We start from the raw sequence: 17,342 nt of genomic DNA, 5'->3' as shown, positions 1-17,342 counted from the left end.
CCGGCCTTGGTGCAACACGCGAATTCCGGATATGGGCCAAGCACTTCGCTTGTGGCATGTGATGTCTGGCCATATATAACAGTTCAGGTTTTGGCTGTGGAAATCTCCAGTGCTGAAGATAAACGATATTGGACCGCAGGCCTATCGCGACGCGATGAGCCATTTTGCCGGTCACGTTCATGTGGTGACCACCGACGGACCCGCCGGCAAGCGTGGCGCGACGGTGATCGCGGCTTGTTCCGTGTCGGACACGCCGCCGACCATCCTGGTCTGCCTCAACCGTGAAAACCCCAAAAACGAGCCGTTCGTGAAGAACGGCAGGTTTGCTTTGAACACGCTGGCTTCGCACCAGGAGCCGCTGTCGATTGGATTCTCCGGTATGACTGGGTTGCCGGTCGAAGAGCGTTTCGCGCTTGGCGAGTGGGACGTGATTTCCACCGGCGCGCCGACGCTGAAGGGCGCGCTCGCCGTTTTCGATTGCGAGTTGATCGACACCAAGGACCTGGCCACCCATCGTGTGCTTTTTGGCAAGGTGACAGGCCTTCGCATGGGCGATAATTTGCGGCCGCTGATCTACCACGCGCGCGGCTACCACGTCCTGGAAAGTGGGGCGGCCGCACCCACGGAGAAAGAATGAGCGACTTGAAACCGCGCCCCGTGCCGCGGACGATCGATGAGACGCTCGATCTCCTGACCGGCGCGGACTATGTCGCGGACCGGTCGCTGGCAACGGTACTTTTCCTGTCGCTGCGCATGAAACGGCCGCTTTTCCTCGAGGGGGAGGCCGGCGTCGGCAAGACCGAGATCGCCAAGGTGTTGGCCGAGGCGCTTGGCCGCCGGCTGATCCGCCTGCAATGCTATGAGGGGCTCGATGTCTCCTCGGCCGTCTATGAGTGGAATTACGCCGCGCAGATGATAGAAATCCGCATGGAGGAGGCTGCCGGCAAGGTCGAGCGCTCCGCCATGGAGCGCAACGTCTTCTCGGAAAAATACCTGATCCGCCGGCCGGTGCTCGATGCGCTGACCGGCAAGACGGGCGCGGCCCCGGTCTTCCTGATCGACGAGCTCGACCGCACCGACGAAGCGTTCGAGGCCTTCCTGCTCGAGATCCTCTCCGACTTCCAGGTGACGGTGCCTGAACTCGGCACGATCAAGGCGGAAGAGCCGCCGATCGTCATCATCACCACCAACCGCACGCGTGAGATCCACGACGCGCTGAAGCGGCGCTGCCTCTATCACTGGGTCGACTATCCCAATACGGAACGCGAGCTGGAGATCGTGCGCCGCAAGGTGCCTCGGGCCAACCAGCGGCTTTCGGCCGAAGTGGTCTCCTTCATCCAGAAGCTGCGCCAGCTCGAGCTGTTCAAGGTACCTGGCGTCGCCGAAACCATAGACTGGGCCGGTGCACTGACTGAACTCGACAAGGTGGCGCTCGATCCGGAGACCGTGTCCGACACGATCGGCGTGCTGCTGAAATACCAGGACGACATTGCCCGCATCGGTGCGGGTGAGGGCCGGCGCATCCTCGACGAGGTCAAGGCCGAGCTCGCGGCGGCGGAGTAGGGGAATGAAGGCGTCGCGTCCCGACCCCAGAGAGGCGACCGAGGACGGGCGGATCGCCGACAATATCGTCTATTTCGCCCGCACCTTGCGCAAGGCCGGCATGCGGGTCGGGCCGGCCTCGGTCAAGGACGCGATCGAGGCGGTGCTCGTCGCCGGCATCGGCTCGCGCGATGATTTTTACTGGACGCTGCACGCCGTGCTGGTCTCGCGGCATGAGGATCACGCCACCTTCGACGAAGCCTTCAGGCTGTTCTGGAAATCGCGCGAACTGATCGAAAAGCTGCTGGCGATGTTTTCGCCGATGGCCCCCGACGTCAGGCAGAAGCAGAAGCCGCGCGCGGCTGAAAACCGCGTCAGCCAGGCGATGTTCGAAGGCCACCAGAAAAAGCAACCACCGCAGGAAGTCCCTGAGATCGAAGTCGACGCCCGCTTCACCTTTTCCGGCAACGAGGTGTTGCGGGGCAAGGATTTCGCGCAGATGAACGCAGCCGAGATGGCCGATGCCAGGAAAGCTATCGCCGAGCTGCGATTGCCTTTCGACATGGTGCGGACCCGCCGCTTCAAGGCCGATGCGCACGGCCGCCGCATCGATCCACGCGCCATGATGCGCTCGGCGGCGCGCACCGGCGGTGAATTGATCCTGCCGAAATTCCGCTCGGTCCGCGAAACCCACCCGCCGCTGGTGGTACTGGCCGACATTTCCGGTTCGATGAGCCAGTACACGCGCATCTTCCTGCATTTCCTGCATGCGCTGACGGAAAAGCGCCGGCGCGTGCACACTTTCGTCTTCGGCACGCGGCTGACCAATTTGACCCGGCAGATGCGCCACCGCGATCCCGATGCCGCTCTTGCCGACTGCTCGGCGGCGGTCAAGGACTGGTCGGGCGGCACGCGCATCGGCGATACGCTGGCAGAGTTCAACCTTGTATGGTCGCGGCGCGTGCTGGGACAGGGCGCGGTGGTTCTTTTGATCACCGACGGGCTGGAGCGCGACGACGTCATGGGCTTGTCGGAAGAGATGGAGCGGCTGCACAAATCCTGCCGGCGGCTGATATGGCTGAATCCGTTGTTGCGCTTCGATGGTTTTCAGGCGCGCGCCCGAGGCGTCAAGGCGATGCTGCCGCATGTCGACGAATTCCGCTCGGTGCACAATCTCGAAGCGCTCGCCGATCTCTGCGCCTCGCTCGACAAGAAATCGGCGCTTTCGGTCGATCCTCGGCGGTGGATGGGTGCTGGCGCGAGGCACGCCGCATAGCCATATGTTTCCTGGTTCCCTGGAAAAGCAGACCCTGAGAGAAGCAATGATGAGCGACAGCATTTATCTCGATGAGGCCCGCGACCCGTTGATCATCGCGGAAACCTGGATGAAGGACGGCAAGGATGTGGCTATCGCGACCGTGGTCGAGACCTGGGGTTCGGCGCCACGCCCGGTCGGCAGCCACCTTGTCATCGATGCCGATGGCAATTTCCACGGGTCCGTTTCGGGTGGGTGCGTCGAGGGCGCCGTCGTGACCGAGGCGGTCGACGTCATCGGCTCCGGCAAGGCCAAGATGCTGGAGTTCGGTGTCGCCGATGAGACGGCCTGGCAGGTGGGCCTGTCCTGTGGCGGCCGTATCAAGGTTTATGTTGAGCGATTGGGCTGACCTCAGATGGATCCCTACGCTCTGAAGACGCTCAATGCCGAACGACGCGCCCGCCGCGCGGCGATCCTCGTCACCGATCTCGGTGACGGTCGCGATCGTATCGTGCGGGAGGGCGATCAGGTCGCCGGCGATCTCGGAGCGGCGATCGCCAAGGCGTTTCGCTCCGGCGATTCCGGCTCCGTCGAGGCGGAAGGTCGGACATTTTTTCTCAATGCGCATCTGCCGCAGCCGCGCCTGGTGGTGATCGGCGCCGTCCATATCAGCCAGGCGCTCGCGCCGATGGCCCGGATCGCCGGCTATCCCCTGGAGATCATCGATCCGCGGACCGCCTTCGCCACATCGGACCGGTTTCCCGACGTCGCCTTGCATGCCGACTGGCCGCAGGATGTGCTGGAGCGCCAGCCGCTCGACAGTTACACCGCGCTCGCCGCTGTCACCCATGACCCGAAGATCGATGATTTCGCGCTGAAGGCGGCACTCGACGCCAACTGCTTCTATGTCGGGGCACTTGGCAGCCGCAAGACGCATGCCAAGCGCGTCGAGCGCCTGCTGGCGCTGGGCGCGAGTGCCGACCAGATCGCGCGTATCCACGCGCCGATCGGGCTGGACATCGGGGCGGCAAGCCCCGCCGAGATCGCCGTCGCCATTCTCGCGCAGACCATCCTTGCCTTCCGCTCGCGCGGTCTCGATGTGAAGGGCGCGGCGGCGTGAAATTTGGTCCGATACCAATCGAGGCCGCCGAGGGGGCGGTGCTGGCGCATGCCACCACGGCGGGCGAAAAGCGGTTTCGCAAGGCGCACAGGCTGAGCGCCGAAGATGTCTCCATACTCAAAGGGGCGGGTATCCTGCAGGTCGTCGCGGCCGTGCTGACCCCTGACGATCTCGGCGAGGACGCCGCGGCGCAAAGAATTGCGCAGAGCATGACCTTTGGCGGCATCGAGGCGAAGCCTGCCGCCACCGGTCGGGTCAATCTCCACGCCAAGACGGCTGGTATCTTCACGGTCAACGCCGCTGTCATCGACGCCATCAATGCCGTCGATCCCGCCATCACCATCGCCACGCTGGCCCGGCACGCGCCGGTCGAAAAGGGCCAGATGGTCGCGACGGTGAAGATCATTCCCTTCGCGGTCTCTTCCGCGTTGGTCGACGCCGTGGTGAAAATCTGCGCCGGCGTCGAAATTTTTGCCGTCAACGCCTATCAGCCCGTGCGTGTAGGTGTCATTCAGACGGTGCTGCCGGGGATCAAACCAACTGTGCTCGACAAGACGTTGCGCGTCACCGAAGCCCGGCTGGCGCGCTCGGGCGGCAGGCTGACGGCGGAGCGCCGCACGCCGCATGAGATCGGCCCTGTCGCCGAGGCCGCCATCGCGCTTGCGCGCGACAACGACATGGTGGTGATCTTCGGGGCTTCAGCCATGAGCGATTTCGCCGACGTCATTCCGGCGGCGATCGAGAGGGCGGGCGGTACCGTCATCCGCGCGGGCATGCCTGTCGATCCCGGCAATCTGCTGGTGCTCGGCACACTCGGCGGCAAGCGCGTCATCGGCGCGCCTGGCTGCGCCCGCAGCCCCAAGGAAAACGGCTTCGACTGGGTGCTCGACCGGTTGATTGCAGGCCTCGATGTCACCGCGCGCGACATCGCCGGCATGGGTGTCGGCGGCCTGCTGATGGAGATACCGACGCGGCCGCAGCCGCGCGAGCCGCTGCCGGCCAAAAACCGGCTCAAGGTCGGGATCGTGCTTCTGGCAGCGGGCCGGTCGAGCCGCATGGGCGGACCGAACAAGCTGATGGCGCTGTTCGACGGTCAACCGCTGGTGCGCCGCACCACCGAACGCGCGCTCGCCTCGAAGGCTTCAGGCACGATTGTCGTCACCGGCCATCAGCGCGAGCGGGTCCGCGCGGCATTGTCGGGCCTCGACGTCACCTTCGCCGACAATCCCGATTTTGCCGATGGCCTGTCAACCTCGCTGAAGGCCGGTACCGCCTATCTCCCCGAGGACATCGCTGGTGCGATGATCGTTCTGGGAGACATGCCGGGTGTCGCGTCCGACGACCTTGACAGGCTCATCGATGCCTTCCGCCGGGCCGGCGGCAACTCAGTGGTCCGCGCCTCGCATGAAGGCAAACGCGGCAATCCGGTGCTCCTGCCGCGTTCGCTGTTCGCGGCCCTGGCCCATCTCGAAGGCGACACCGGCGCACGCCATCTGGTCGAGGCCGAGGGGCTCGATGTCATCGATGTCGAGATCGGCGAGGGCGCATCCGTCGACGTCGACACCCGAGAGGCGCTGGAAAGCGCAGGCGGCGTGCTGCAGGATTGACAAACCCGGCCTGTATTCCGCATGCCTTTCTGTATGGCATTCCCCATCTTGCTTCGCCGCCGCTTATCTCGCGCTTTCCTGGCCTTTCTGGCTGCAATCATATTTCCGATCGCTGCTCACGCTGATGCTCTCACGCTAAAACCGTTCAAGGACGATGTCTTCGCCTATCCGGCGACGCTCTCATCCGACAGCAACGGCGCCTACACGGTCCTCGACTACCGTGAGATGCGCGACATCAACCAGCGCGACGAGGTGCCGGAAAAGCGCGTGCATGCCCAGTACACCGACACCGGCGTGCGCAAGGTACAGCAGGATCTGCTGCTGAAGACGGACGCCGGCGATGTCAGGCATGTCGCCGTCGGCAAGACGCAAAGGGCCGCCGTCATCGTGCTCTATCTGCACGGGCAGGGCGGCAGCCGTAAGCAAGGCGTCGACGACTTCACCTTCGGCGGCAATTTCAATCGCCTCAAAAACCTGATGGCCGGCAATGGCGGGCTCTACATCTCTCCGGATTTTCCTGATTTCGGCGACAAGGGCGCAGCACAGGTCGCGGCCCTGATCGATCACTATGCCGAACAGTCCCCGGGCGCGAAAATCTTCGTCGCCTGCGGCTCGATGGGTGGAGCGCTGTGCTGGAAGCTTGCCGCACGCAAGGATACTGGCGGCCGCGTGAATGGACTGCTGCTGCTCGGATCGCTGTGGGACGAGGGCTTTCTCGCAAGTCCCGCCTTTAAGCGTCGCGTGCCAGTGTTCTTCGGCCAGGGCAGCCATGACGTGGTCTTTCCCGTGGCCAGCCAGGAAGCGTTCTTCCGCTCCATCCTTGCGAAATCAAAAACCTATCCGACCCGCTTCGTCCGCTTCGAAACCGGTACCCACGGCACGCCGATCCGCATGGTCGACTGGCGCGGCACGCTCAACTGGATGCTGTCGAAGGCGCCGTAAAGGCCAATGTGTGGACCGCTCTAAGGCGCGGTGTTGTAGTCGACAATGGTCTGCGGATTCTCCTTGCCGTCATAGGACGCGTCGACGTCATACTGAACCAGCGAAAAATCGCCGTTGCGGAACAGATACGTCCCGGCATCCGAAGCATCGCCGACGCCGCGCCATTTGTTGAACGTGGTGATCGTGTGGGCGTCCTGGTCATAGTCGGAATTGACCGCCCATCCTGTGGTCTGGAAGCCGATTACCGTTACACTCAACAGCTTGCCTTCGCTGTCATTATTCTCGTAGCGTATATCGGTCTGAGGTTCGGCGAACTGCAATTGCCTGACACCGTCCACCTCGTCGGTCATGTAATAGACCGAGCTTTCATTGTAGGCGGCGGCCGAGCAGGAGAAGTGGAACAGGCGGGTTTCCTTGTCCGGGTCGCCCGGCTGAGCATTCTTGTCCTTGTATTTGATCGAAAAGACCTCCGGCTCATTGGCCAAAAGATCCTTGTCGCACTGGTCGCCATAGGTCGCGAGGAAGGCCTTCTTGGTCTGTTCCAGCGCGGTATCCTTCTTCGGCGGCGGCGGACCGTCGCCGCAGCTTGGCGGCAACGCCTCGTCGAGATCGGCGGTGGAGGGCTTCAGCGCGCCCTTGTCGATGAAGATCGGCTGGAAGGGTGGCGCCTGGATCTGGGCATTGACCTGGCGCAGCGTGTAGCAGCCGGCGAAAACCTTCGCTTCGCCCTTCTTGTCGGTTGCCTGGATGGCGACCGGGACGTTGTAATAGATGCTGCCCGCCGCGCCCTCGTCCGAAATCGGACCAGTCCTGACCTCCACCCTGTCGGTGCCGTCATAGCCCTTGACGAATGTATCGAAATCCTTCGCCGGCTTTGTATCGCCGTAGTAGCCCCAGGCGCGCGCGAATTCATGCCGGTTGATGGCGCTGTAGAGAGAGCGGACGACCGCATCCGCGCTCGACCGATCATCGACGTAGGGCGCTTCGGGTGTATCGCTGGCGGCCAATGCCGTCTGGCCTGTCGTGGCAAGGGAGAGAAGGGCAGTCGCTGCGAGAAGGGCGCGTCTCATCGGGAATCTCCGCTCGATAACGAAGATTCTACCATGGCGATTGCGGCGACGTGGTGACGCCGTGCGGCTTCCGCTTGAAGAATCGCGGTTAAGGGCGCTACGTCCTTCCGCCGGTGTTCCTGCCGGACAGGAGATCTGACGTGACGATATCGATGTATGAGGCATCCGTGCCCGTGTTTTCAGCCAGGCTGAAGGCACTTTCCAGTGTGCTGGCGGCAGCCGAACAGAATGCGCTTGATCGCAAGATCGACCCGCAGGTGTTTTTGACGGCGCGGCTTGCGCCCGACATGTTCGCGCTGACCCGGCAGGTGCAGATCGCAACCGACCATGCCAAGGGCGCGCCGTCACGGCTGGCCGGCCGCGAAGTGCCGAAATACGAGGACAATGAAGCAAGCTTTGCCGAACTCGAAGCGAGGATCGCCAAGACGGTCGCCTATCTGGCGACTTTTTCGGCCGCCGATATCGACGGGTCGGATGACAGGATGATCGAGTTGAAGCTGGCGGGCCGGGAAACGACATTGCGCGGCATGCAGTATCTGCTGCATGTGGCCATGCCCAACTTCTATTTCCACCTCACCACCGCCTACGACATCCTTCGCCACAATGGCGTGCCGCTTGGCAAGGCGACGTTCCTGGGATCGCGTTGAGGAATCGAGATGTCCTGGATCGATCCGGGGCATCTCGCACCTGCTTAGCGGATGGACATTTCGCGGGCGATGCTCGGGAAATCGGCGGGCTTGACGCCGATGTCGGCACGCTCGGCATTGCTCATCGAATGAAGCAACGCGAGCGCCGCGCGATACCTCTGATGTTCCTGCGGGCGCGGCCGGGCGAACATTTCCGTGAAGAAACCCATGATTCAGGCTCCTGATTGGTCCTCCACGCCAGACAGTATAGGTGAATCGTGAAGATTGTGCATTGCAGCATTTGCATGCCTGCCATGCCCGGATGATTTTTTACAATTTTATTTCGGCCCCGATGAGACTTCTGCGCCGCGCCAGTCGTAGGCTTCGAAGCTGGCACATGGCCAGTTTTTCCTCGCCGTCCGGCCTGCATGAAGGTGCAGTCCGGCTTTTGTTTGGGGAGCATTGATCCTCGATAGCAATCCTCGCAACGGCTAAATTCGTTAAGACCGGTGGCATGTATTTTTAACGAGCCGGTTCTATGCTCGGTAATCCAGACAGTCAGGCAAGGGGAGGCTGACATCGCTACCAGCGCCAAGCGTGATTTCGCTTCGTTGCTCGACGACCTCTTCGTTGCCTCCGAAAAAGGCGATGGCAGCGAGGGCGAGGAGACCGGCGCGCGCCCATCCATCCCGTTCGACTATCTCTCGGTCGCCGATGAACTCCATTCCGGCCGCATCAAGGTATCCGCCGCGGAATATCGCGAGGCTGGTGTCGATCTGGCCAGCGAATTTGCCGCCTTGCTTGAACAGGCCAGGCTCGCCTTGGCTGGCGAAGAGCCGAAGCCGGAAGAAAAATTACCGCCAATCGATCCTGAATCGATTGCGGTCGAACTGGGATTGGATCAGCCCAAAGGCGTTGCCGATTTCGGTCGCATGCGCCGCAGCTTTGCTTTCGCCAATCATCCCGACCGCGTTGCCCCGCATTTGCGCCAGCGCGCCATGATCCGCATGCAGATCGCCAATATGCTGATCGACGAGGCCAAGCGCCGCGCCGTGGCCGCCGCACGCCGCTAACCGCCTCTGCTCACGCAAAAGTCGGCCCGGCGAGGCTTGGAGAGCGCCTCCGCTTTTCCTATAAGATGCGAATTCCTCTCCGCGCAGCCGCGCATACATTCCCTCCGGAGCAGAATTCCATGCACAAACGCCGTCTCGGTCGGACCGATCTTCTTGTTACCCAGATTTGCCTCGGTTCGATGACCTGGGGCCAGCAAAACACCGAGGCCGAGGGCCATGCCCAGATGGACCTGGCCTTCTCGCATGGCGTCAATTTCATCGATACCGCCGAACTCTATCCGATCCCGCCCAAGGCGGAGACGCAAGGGCGGACCGAGAAGATCATTGGCAGCTGGATGAAGGCCAAGGGCAATCGCGACAAGGTGATCCTTGCCTCAAAGGTTGTCGGTCGCACGGCCAATGCCTGGTTTCGCGGCGACCGGCCCTCGCAATTGGTGCGGGCCGATATCTTTGATGCCATCGACAAGTCGCTGGCCAAGCTCGGCACGGACTATCTCGACCTTTATCAAATCCATTGGCCGGAACGAGACATCCCCTGGGGTGCCAACCCAACGCGCATCGGGGCGGTGGCGCGGCGTGCCGATTCTGTCGGCGCACCAGTCGGCGAAACGCCGATCGCGGAGACGCTCGCGGTGTTCGAGGAACTGGTGAAGGCAGGAAAAATCCGCCATTTCGGCCTTTCGAACGAGAGTTCCTGGGGCGTGATGCGCTTCCTCGCAGAGGCCGGCAAAGAGATCGGTCCGCGCGTCGCCTCGATCCAGAACGCCTACAACCTCGTCAACCGCACCTTCGAGGTGAACCTCGCCGAGATTTGCGAGCGCGAAGGGGTGTCGCTGCTTGCCTATTCGCCGCTTGCACAGGGTTATCTGACCGGCAAATACGATCACGGCGCCCGCCCGCAGGGCTCGCGCTCGCAACTGTTCAATCGCGGTCAGCGTTATGAGACGCCCAATGCCGCCGAAGCGCAACTCGAATACAATGAACTGGCGCGCTCTTTCGGCCTGGAGCCGGCGCTGTTTGCCAACGCCTATGTTTCGAGCCGGCCCTTCGTGACCTCCAACATCATCGGCGCGACAACCATTTCCCAACTGGAAATGGCGCTGTCCTCGGTGGATGTCGTCTGGACCGAAGAAATGCAGAAGGCGGTGGACACAGTTCACCAGAGGGTCGGCAATCCCTGTCCGTGACCGATCCCGGGCGCGGAATTGTCGAGTAACAGCAAAGGCATGGAGACAATGGTGGATTTCCCGATCGAGGCCGTGCGTGGAAAATTTCCCGCTCTCTCGCTGACCGACAAGGGTCGTCGCCGCATCTATCTCGACAATCCTGCCGGCACGCAGGTGCCGCAGGCTGTGGCCGACGCGGTGTCGCGCTGCCTGCTCACGACCAACGCCAATCTCGGCGGCCATTTTGAAACGACGATCGCGGCGCAGCAGGTCGTTGACGAGGCGCATCAGGCGATGGCCGATTTCCTCGGTGCGGCGAGCCCGCAGGAAATCATCATCGGCGCCAACATGACGACGCTGACCTATCATATGTCGCGAACGCTCGGCCGCACGATGAAGCCCGGTGACGAAATCATCCTCACCCGCATGGACCATGAGGGCAATGTGTCGCCCTGGCTGCAACTGGCCGAGGACCTTGGCCTCGTCGTGCACTGGCTGCCGTTCGACGAAAAGACCTGGCAGGTCGAGGAGGCGATGCTGGCAAGTCTGTTGTCCGGGAAGACTCGGCTGGTAGCGTTGAACTACGCCAGCAATCTCACAGGCTCGATCAACAGGGTCAAATCCTTGACCCAACTTGCAAAAAACGCCGGAGCGCTGGTCTATGTCGATGCCGTGCAATTCGCGCCGCATGGCCTGATCGACGTGCAGGAGCTCGGCTGCGATTTTCTGATCTGCTCGGCCTACAAATTCTTCGGTCCGCATATGGGCATATTGTGGGGCCGGCGCGACGTTATCGATGGTCTGAAAGCCTATAAATGCCGCTGTTCCTCGAACGGACTGCCAGAGCGTTTCGAACTCGGCACGCCGCAGATCGAACTGATGGCCGGGCTCACCGCCGCGGTCGACTATTTTGCCGGACTCGGCACGTCGGCCGGCGAGGACGGGTCGAGAAGGCGCAGGATTGCCAAGGCGTTCGAAGTCTCCATCGCCTATGAAAACCCGCTGGCACAAAGGCTGATCGATGGGCTGTCCGACATTTCAGGCCTGTCCGTCCACGGCATCACCGATCCGAAACGGCTCGGCGATCGCGTGCCGACCGTCTCCTTCACCGTGGACGGCATAGTGCCCGAAACGATCGTGAGGCAGATGAACGCCGAAAACATCTTCCTGTGGTCGGGCCACAACTATGCCTGGGAGATCGTCCACCAGCTCGGCATTCCTGCCGAGCAGGGCGTCGTGCGCATCGGCATCGCTCACTACAATACGGCGTCCGAAATCGACGAGACGCTTGAGAGCGTTCACCGGGTGATTGCTATGCTCAGGCAGCAACGCCCCTGACGCGAGCTTGCATTGTCACCGCGCCTTGCCGCCAAAACCGGTGAGGAAGGCGGTGAGATTGTCGCCGAGCCCGTCGCAGAGATAGCCGCCCTCCTGGACGATGACCGTCGGCAGGCCAAGCCCGGCGATCGCCTCGCCGATGCGCGAAAAGCCCGGCGTCGTCACCGAGAGCCCGCCGAACGGATCGCCTTCGAACGCGTCGAGGCCGAGCGCCACGACCAGCGCATCGGGAGAGAAGGCGCGGATACGCTGGAACGCAACGCCGAGCGCTTCCAAAAACGCCGCATCCGCGGATTTCCGCGGCAGCGGCAGGTTGAAATTGTAGCCAAGTCCCGGACCTTCACCGCGCTCGTGGGCGTGGCCCCAGAAGAACGGATAGAACCGCACCGGATCGGCATGCAGCGACACCGTCAGCACATCAGGTCGCGCATAAAAAATGCCTTGCGTCCCGTTGCCGTGATGCAGGTCGACATCAAGGATCGCCACGCGGGCCGCCTGTTTGCGCAGTATTTGTGCCGCAACGGCTGAGTTGTTGATGAAGCAGAAGCCGCCGGCGACATCGGCAAAGGCGTGGTGGCCGGGCGGGCGGCACAATGCATAGGCGCCGGAAGCGCCTGCCATCACCGTTTCCGCCGCCTCGACCGCGCTCCAGGCGCTCCACAGTGCACTTTGCCATGTCTCGCCTGAGATTGGGCAAGCGGTGTCGGCCATGTGATATCCGGCCTGGCCGACGGCGGAGGCCGGATAGGAGCCGTTGCGGGCGATCGGGTGGATGTTGGGGATGACCTCGGCCGATGCGCCAGCGATGCGCTGCCAGCGTTCGAAAATATGTTCGAGAAAGTCGAGATATTCGGGTGTGTGCACCGCCGAGACCGGGCCGAGGCCGTGATCGCGCGGCCGCTCGATCGTGCAGCCGGCGGACTTTGCGCCGGCTAACAATCTTTCGACGCGTTCCGGTTTTTCCGGGTTCGGCTGCGCCGCGCCGCTGGAAAGAAAGGCCTTGGGGTCGTGCCGCTTCTGCTCCTGCGCGTAGAAGGCTTTCATTCCTGCTCCCCATTTTCCGGCGGGTCGGCGAAGGCGAAAAAGGCCTCGCCGATAATTTTTTGCGTCTGCTCGTAACTCGACCAGGCAATGCCCAGCCTCTCGTAAAAGGCCTTGGCGCCCTCATTGTCGGTATCGACGGACAACCTGAGATAGACCCCGCCATGCTTGCGGCACTCGGCCGCCACGCGCCGCAGCAGGCGCTCGCCGATCTTGCGGCCACGGAACTGGTCCTCGACATAGAGGTCCTGCACATAGACGCCAGGCCGGCCCATCCATGTCGAGAAGATCGGGAAATGCAGGCAAAGTCCGGCGAATTCGCCATCGACTTCGGCGATCAGAGTCGAGAAGGCGGGCCTTTCGCCGAAGCCCCAGATTCTGAGATCGTCCGCCGTCGCGATGATTTCCTCCGGCGCACCGATATGGCTGCCAAGCTTCAGGATCGCCGCGTGGATGGTTTCGACATCATCGATGGTGCCGGGGCGGAGGAGGATCGCACTCATCATAGGCGCTGTCCTCGTCAAAACGCCACCCGGTCACCGCCCTTGAGCGCCAGCATGTCGCGCGCTTCCGCGGGTGTGGCAACCTCCAGCGAAAGCCCGTCAAGAATGCCACGGATGCGGCGCACCTGGTCGGCGTTGGATTTCGCCAGCTGGCGGCCATCATACAGGCTGTCTTCCAGCCCGACGCGCACATTGCCGCCCATCGCGGCGGCAATCGAGATCAGCGGCATCTGATTGCGCCCAGCGGCGAGCACCGAGAACTGGTAGCTGTCGCCGAACAATTTGTCGGCGATGCGCTTCATATGAATGAGGTTATCCGGGTCGGCGCCGATGCCGCCCAGGATCCCCAGCACGAACTGGATGAACAGCGGCCCTGACACAAGCCCCCGGTCGCGGAAATGCGCCAGCGAATAGAGGTGGCCGACATCGTAGCACTCGAACTCGAAGCGGGTGCCGCAGCCTTTGCCCAGCCGCTCGAGCACGCCCTCCATGTCGGCGAAGGTGTTCTTGAAGATGGCGTCGCGCGTGGCTTCGAGCAGCTGCGGCTCCCATTCGTGCTGCCATTCCCTTGGCTTTTCGAGCATCGGGAACAGCGCGAAATTCATCGAGCCCATGTTCAGCGAGCACATTTCAGGTTCAGCCCGCAGCGGTGCCGCGAGCCGCTGGTCGAGCGTCATCAGCGAGGAGCCGCCGGTGGTGATGTTGATCACCGCATCGGTCGCCTGCTTGATGCGCGGCAGGAACTGCATGAACACATCGGGATCGGCGGTCGGCCGCCCGTCTTTTGGGTCGCGGGCATGCAGATGCAGGATCGAGGCGCCGGCCTCGGCCGCCGCGATGGCGTCCGCGGCAATCTGGTCCGGCATCACCGGCAAATAGGGCGACATCGACGGCGTGTGCACCGAACCGGTGACGGCGCAGGTGATGATGACTTTACGCGGTGCCATTTGCTCTACCCCCGGCCTTCGACCGGCAGGTCTAGCTCGGAGGCCAGAACTTCAAGCGAGTCGCCGATGATGGAGGTGATCTCGCCGACCTGCTCGCTGGTGACGATCATCGGCGGCGCCACCATGAAATTGTCGCCGTCGACGCCGCCCTTGACCCTGCGGCCATAGATGATCAGCCCACGCTTATAGGCGAGATCGAGTAGGCGCTGCGTGGCTTTTTTGCTCTGCTCGATAGGTTTCAGCGTATCGGGATCGGCGACCATTTCGGCGCCGGTAAGCAGCCCCTTGCCACGCACATCGGCAATGAACGGAAACCGCTTCGCAAGTGCCTTCAATCCGTCCATCAGCACGTCGCCCATGGCAGCCGCATTGGCGATCAGGTCGAGCCGGTCCATTTCGCCCAGCACCGCAAGCCCGGCGGCGCAGGCCAGCGGATTGCCGGCATAGGTGTGGCCATGCTGGAAACCGCCTGACGCGAGCAGCGGCTCGACCAGTCGCATCGGCGCCGCCAGCGCGCCGAGTGGCGCATAGCCCGAACCCAGCCCCTTCGACAGCGCGACGATATCAGGCCTGCAGTTCCAGTGGTCGCCGCCGAGGAATTTCCCGGTGCGGCCGGCACCGCTCATCACCTCGTCATGGATCAGCAGGATTCCGTACCGGTCGCAGATCTCGCGGATGCGGGCGTAATAGCTGTCCGGCGCCACCAGGGCCGCGGTCGCGGCGCCGCCGATCGGCTCCATGATGAAGGCGACGACGCTTTCAGGACCTTCGGCGAGGATTTTTTCCTCCAGCATGTCGGCATAGCGGACGCCACGCTGCTCCATCGAGAGATTGTCGCGGTCGCGCCAGGCGGTCGGTGCCGGCACGGTCGGCATCACCCGCATCATCGGTGTGAAAGTCTCGGCCAGCGCGTTGTCGCCGGTGATCGAAAGCGAACCCAGCGTGCCGCCATGATAGGAAGGAAAGCGGGTGATCACCTTCCAGCGGCTCGCCTGGCCGGTCGCGACAGCCCATTGCCGCGCTAGCTTGATGCAGGATTCCGTCGCTTCGGAGCCGCCGGAGACGAAGAAGATGCGGTCCATGCCTTCCGGCAGCTTGCCGGCAAGTTCTCGCGCCAGTTCTTCCGCCGGCTCGTTTTCGAAATGCAGCCGGTAGGCGAAGGTGGCGCGGTCCATCTGCCGCTTCATCGCATCGAGCACATTGCGGTTGGAATGGCCGATATTGGCGACCATCGGGCCGCTCGATCCGTCGATGAAACGGCGGCCATCCTGCGTCCACATGTAGATACCTTCGGCACGGTCGATCAGCGGCCGGCGCAGACTGGAGAGGTAGAACAAATGCGATTGGCGCCGGGCATCAAGGTCTTGAACGGCAGGCTGGACTTTCGACATGTCAGGACTTTCCAAGATAGCGATCGAGGACATTCTGGGTAACCCGTTCGACCATCGGGTCTTGTCTTAGCAGACCGGCGACCCATTCGCAGCTTCCGGCATGGAACACCTCGCCCTTGCCGCGCGGAAAGTTGACGATCATGCCATTGCCGCGTTTGACCTTTTCGAGATTGGCGTCGCTCGCCGCGCCGAACAAAGTTTCGGCGGTGAAGCGGCCATCCTCATCGGTAAGGAACTGGTCCTCGACCGGGATGTCGGCGCTTTCCTCGACCTGGCTTGCCATGCCGACGGCCAGCACCTGCAAGCCATCGGGCGCACCGCTGGTCGGGGTCGGGTAGGGCAGGCCGCCGCGTATCTCGAAGTCGAGCCCGTCGACCTCATAGCCATAGACATGGCTGTCGGCGCCGAGCAGGTCGCCGTAATAGATGCCGGTGCCGGCGAAGGCCCAGTGCTCGGGCCGATAGACCGGAAAGCCGCGTACGCCACGTGGCGCGCAGCCACCCCAGCCGGCATAGACACCACGTGTGGCGTTGAGCCCGAAGGTCGCCGAACCCGGCCGGCCGATTTCGGGCGCTTCCCAGGAATTGGTGGCGCGTGTCACGTCGCCGCCGCGATAGGCGGGATCCTCGGCCCGGGCGCGGTATTTGTAGCAAACCTGCCGGAGGCCTTCGTCCTCCAGCCGGGTCTGCCACATGAAATTGCCGGCAAAGCGCGCCGCATGGCCGCCGCGCTCGACATAGAAGTCGACGGCATCGCGCATTTCCCAGGTCCAGTATTCGTCGTGGCCGACGAAGACCGCGCAGTCATATCCGTCGAGAATCTCGGGCGAAAAATGCAGATCGTGCTGGCTTGTCAGGTCGACATCGTAACCAGCCCGTTCGGCAAAGCGAAAAAAATGGCTGTCGTAGCTGGCCCAGCCCGACGAAGCGTATTTTTTCGAATGGCCGGTGGCGAGCGCCCATTCCATGTGCGGATAGCGCGGCGCGGTCTTCGGCGGCACCGCGACCTCCAACGGCACGCGCGGCGCATCCCCGGGCAGCACGACGAAGCCGCGGCACCAGGGGCGCTGCGTCGACACGATGGGCGAGTACAGGTTACGGTCGGGCCCGGTGATGCCCTGATAGTGGTTGGAGCCGCCCCAGGTGTTGTAGGCAAGCCAGGTGCCCGTCGCCGCCACCTGCAGAACACGGCCGGGTTTCTTGCCTGGCGGAGGGCTGACAATGAACAGATGGTGGGATCGGATCGGCTTGCCGTCGCGTCCGTCGGCGGTCAGGGTCACGCGGTAGGCGCCGGACGGCCAGTCGTTTTCCACACGGAATTCAAAGGAGGCTTCCCAGCCGCAGCCTTCTGCCGAGCATTGGTCCGGACTGTCCTGCCAGCGCGATGCGATGCCCGACTTCTCGAACGCCTTCGTCTCGGCGCCGCCGTCCCGAACGATCGTCATGCCGAAGGACGGAGCGGTGGAACTGACATGCAGCGTTACGGTTTCGCCGGCACGATACGAAAACCGGTCGCTGTAGCACCAGATCTCGCCGCGCTCGCCATCCATGCCCGGCCATTCGTAATAGTGACCGCGCACCGCGTGGCGGCGTTGCTCGGGCGTCAGCCCGAAATCGGGAAATTCGGTCGGCAGGTTGATCATGAAGCCCTGGCCCATCGGAGGCGCCATTTCGGCGATCCGCCGGCCAGGCGTCAAATAGAAACGATCATGCCAGCATTCG

At 62.9% G+C, this 17,342-nt stretch carries 18 protein-coding genes; 11 read left to right on the top strand and 7 right to left on the bottom strand.

Annotation, left to right across the window (positions count from 1 at the left end; all coding sequences use genetic code 11):
* The first annotated feature begins 109 nt into the window (after nucleotides 1–109).
* The 7 genes from FJ434_RS02360 to FJ434_RS02330 are packed head-to-tail and all read left to right on the top strand — an operon-like array spanning nucleotide 110 to nucleotide 6,466.
* Complete coding sequence (locus FJ434_RS02360; RefSeq protein ID WP_140506344.1) at nucleotides 110–637, top strand: flavin reductase; 528 nt, start codon at nucleotides 110–112, stop codon at nucleotides 635–637.
* A complete protein-coding gene (locus tag FJ434_RS02355) occupies nucleotides 634–1,563 on the top strand; it encodes a MoxR family ATPase (RefSeq protein ID WP_140506342.1) in 930 nt (309 codons plus the stop codon). Before FJ434_RS02360 ends, FJ434_RS02355 begins: the two co-directional genes overlap by 4 nt.
* A gap of 4 nt (nucleotides 1,564–1,567) precedes the next feature.
* Nucleotides 1,568–2,818 carry a VWA domain-containing protein gene (locus FJ434_RS02350; RefSeq protein WP_140749675.1) on the top strand — a complete coding sequence of 417 codons (1,251 nt, stop codon included), beginning with the start codon at nucleotides 1,568–1,570 and terminating at the stop codon, nucleotides 2,816–2,818.
* A gap of 49 nt (nucleotides 2,819–2,867) precedes the next feature.
* Entirely contained in the window at nucleotides 2,868–3,206 is a 339-nt protein-coding gene (locus tag FJ434_RS02345) for an XdhC family protein (protein WP_140506339.1), read from the top strand.
* A 6-nt stretch (nucleotides 3,207–3,212) separates the two neighbouring features.
* Nucleotides 3,213–3,917, top strand: a complete 705-nt coding sequence (locus FJ434_RS02340; RefSeq protein ID WP_140715055.1) for an XdhC family protein — start codon at nucleotides 3,213–3,215, stop codon at nucleotides 3,915–3,917.
* On the top strand, nucleotides 3,914–5,524 hold the full coding sequence (locus FJ434_RS02335) for a molybdopterin-binding/glycosyltransferase family 2 protein (RefSeq protein WP_140749678.1): 1,611 nt from the start codon (nucleotides 3,914–3,916) through the stop codon (nucleotides 5,522–5,524). Before FJ434_RS02340 ends, FJ434_RS02335 begins: the two co-directional genes overlap by 4 nt.
* A gap of 33 nt (nucleotides 5,525–5,557) precedes the next feature.
* Nucleotides 5,558–6,466, top strand: a complete 909-nt coding sequence (locus FJ434_RS02330) for an alpha/beta fold hydrolase (RefSeq protein ID WP_181165980.1) — start codon at nucleotides 5,558–5,560, stop codon at nucleotides 6,464–6,466.
* Between the two features lie 20 nt (nucleotides 6,467–6,486).
* Here FJ434_RS02330 and FJ434_RS02325 read toward each other — a convergent pair whose 3' ends face one another.
* Complete coding sequence (locus FJ434_RS02325) at nucleotides 6,487–7,536, bottom strand: DUF1176 domain-containing protein (RefSeq protein ID WP_140749681.1); 1,050 nt, start codon at nucleotides 7,534–7,536, stop codon at nucleotides 6,487–6,489.
* A gap of 140 nt (nucleotides 7,537–7,676) precedes the next feature.
* Here FJ434_RS02325 and FJ434_RS02320 point away from each other — a divergent pair, with 140 nt between their 5' ends.
* Complete coding sequence (locus FJ434_RS02320; protein ID WP_140506332.1) at nucleotides 7,677–8,183, top strand: DUF1993 family protein; 507 nt, start codon at nucleotides 7,677–7,679, stop codon at nucleotides 8,181–8,183.
* 44 nt (nucleotides 8,184–8,227) lie between these two features.
* On the opposite strand, the gene FJ434_RS02315 is transcribed toward FJ434_RS02320, so the two are convergent.
* Nucleotides 8,228–8,392, bottom strand: coding sequence for a hypothetical protein (locus FJ434_RS02315; RefSeq protein WP_140749684.1), 165 nt, complete (start codon nucleotides 8,390–8,392; stop codon nucleotides 8,228–8,230).
* Between the two features lie 381 nt (nucleotides 8,393–8,773).
* On the opposite strand from FJ434_RS02315, the gene FJ434_RS02310 reads away from it, so the two are divergent.
* The 3 genes from FJ434_RS02310 (at nucleotide 8,774) to FJ434_RS02300 (ending at nucleotide 11,739) form a co-directional block, all read left to right on the top strand.
* A complete protein-coding gene (locus FJ434_RS02310; RefSeq protein WP_140749757.1) occupies nucleotides 8,774–9,235 on the top strand; it encodes a hypothetical protein in 462 nt (153 codons plus the stop codon).
* Nucleotides 9,236–9,354: 119 nt separating this feature from the next.
* Nucleotides 9,355–10,422, top strand: a complete 1,068-nt coding sequence (locus tag FJ434_RS02305) for an aldo/keto reductase (protein WP_140506327.1) — start codon at nucleotides 9,355–9,357, stop codon at nucleotides 10,420–10,422.
* A gap of 48 nt (nucleotides 10,423–10,470) precedes the next feature.
* A complete protein-coding gene (locus FJ434_RS02300; RefSeq protein ID WP_181165981.1) occupies nucleotides 10,471–11,739 on the top strand; it encodes a cysteine desulfurase-like protein in 1,269 nt (422 codons plus the stop codon).
* 15 nt (nucleotides 11,740–11,754) lie between these two features.
* Here FJ434_RS02300 and FJ434_RS02295 read toward each other — a convergent pair whose 3' ends face one another.
* The 5 genes from FJ434_RS02295 to FJ434_RS02275 are packed head-to-tail and all read right to left on the bottom strand — an operon-like array spanning nucleotide 11,755 to nucleotide 17,263.
* Nucleotides 11,755–12,783 (bottom strand): histone deacetylase family protein, encoded by a 1,029-nt coding sequence (locus FJ434_RS02295; RefSeq protein WP_140749690.1) that lies wholly within the window; start codon nucleotides 12,781–12,783, stop codon nucleotides 11,755–11,757.
* Entirely contained in the window at nucleotides 12,780–13,286 is a 507-nt protein-coding gene (locus tag FJ434_RS02290; RefSeq protein WP_140506322.1) for a GNAT family N-acetyltransferase, read from the bottom strand. Before FJ434_RS02290 ends, FJ434_RS02295 begins: the two co-directional genes overlap by 4 nt.
* A 14-nt stretch (nucleotides 13,287–13,300) precedes the next feature.
* Complete coding sequence (locus tag FJ434_RS02285) at nucleotides 13,301–14,230, bottom strand: 3-keto-5-aminohexanoate cleavage protein (RefSeq protein WP_140749693.1); 930 nt, start codon at nucleotides 14,228–14,230, stop codon at nucleotides 13,301–13,303.
* A 5-nt stretch (nucleotides 14,231–14,235) separates the two neighbouring features.
* Complete coding sequence (locus tag FJ434_RS02280) at nucleotides 14,236–15,621, bottom strand: aspartate aminotransferase family protein (protein ID WP_140749696.1); 1,386 nt, start codon at nucleotides 15,619–15,621, stop codon at nucleotides 14,236–14,238.
* Between the two features lies 1 nt (nucleotide 15,622).
* Nucleotides 15,623–17,263, bottom strand: coding sequence for a N,N-dimethylformamidase beta subunit family domain-containing protein (locus tag FJ434_RS02275; protein WP_181165988.1), 1,641 nt, complete (start codon nucleotides 17,261–17,263; stop codon nucleotides 15,623–15,625).
* Nucleotides 17,264–17,342: the final 79 nt, after the last annotated feature.

The organism is Mesorhizobium sp. B2-5-13 (genome assembly GCF_006440535.1).
Taxonomy (GTDB): domain Bacteria; phylum Pseudomonadota; class Alphaproteobacteria; order Rhizobiales; family Rhizobiaceae; genus Mesorhizobium; species Mesorhizobium salmacidum.
Note: the sequence above shows the minus strand (reverse complement) of the source record. Positions and strands in the feature narration are given on the sequence as shown.

Excerpts from the sequence above, each read along its gene's own strand:
- FJ434_RS02280 (WP_140749696.1), bottom strand. The coding sequence starts at position 15,621 with ATGTCGAAAGTCCAGCCTGCCGTTCAAGACCTTGATGCCCGGCGCCAA.
- FJ434_RS02305 (WP_140506327.1), top strand. The coding sequence starts at position 9,355 with ATGCACAAACGCCGTCTCGGTCGGACCGATCTTCTTGTTACCCAGATT.
- FJ434_RS02355 (WP_140506342.1), top strand. The coding sequence starts at position 634 with ATGAGCGACTTGAAACCGCGCCCCGTGCCGCGGACGATCGATGAGACG.
- FJ434_RS02300 (WP_181165981.1), top strand. The coding sequence starts at position 10,471 with ATGGTGGATTTCCCGATCGAGGCCGTGCGTGGAAAATTTCCCGCTCTC.
- FJ434_RS02315 (WP_140749684.1), bottom strand. The coding sequence starts at position 8,392 with ATGGGTTTCTTCACGGAAATGTTCGCCCGGCCGCGCCCGCAGGAACAT.
- FJ434_RS02340 (WP_140715055.1), top strand. The coding sequence starts at position 3,213 with ATGGATCCCTACGCTCTGAAGACGCTCAATGCCGAACGACGCGCCCGC.
- FJ434_RS02325 (WP_140749681.1), bottom strand. The coding sequence starts at position 7,536 with ATGAGACGCGCCCTTCTCGCAGCGACTGCCCTTCTCTCCCTTGCCACG.
- FJ434_RS02285 (WP_140749693.1), bottom strand. The coding sequence starts at position 14,230 with ATGGCACCGCGTAAAGTCATCATCACCTGCGCCGTCACCGGTTCGGTG.
- FJ434_RS02345 (WP_140506339.1), top strand. The coding sequence starts at position 2,868 with ATGAGCGACAGCATTTATCTCGATGAGGCCCGCGACCCGTTGATCATC.
- FJ434_RS02275 (WP_181165988.1), bottom strand. The coding sequence starts at position 17,263 with ATGATCAACCTGCCGACCGAATTTCCCGATTTCGGGCTGACGCCCGAG.
- FJ434_RS02295 (WP_140749690.1), bottom strand. The coding sequence starts at position 12,783 with ATGAAAGCCTTCTACGCGCAGGAGCAGAAGCGGCACGACCCCAAGGCC.
- FJ434_RS02290 (WP_140506322.1), bottom strand. The coding sequence starts at position 13,286 with ATGATGAGTGCGATCCTCCTCCGCCCCGGCACCATCGATGATGTCGAA.
- FJ434_RS02350 (WP_140749675.1), top strand. The coding sequence starts at position 1,568 with ATGAAGGCGTCGCGTCCCGACCCCAGAGAGGCGACCGAGGACGGGCGG.
- FJ434_RS02330 (WP_181165980.1), top strand. The coding sequence starts at position 5,558 with ATGGCATTCCCCATCTTGCTTCGCCGCCGCTTATCTCGCGCTTTCCTG.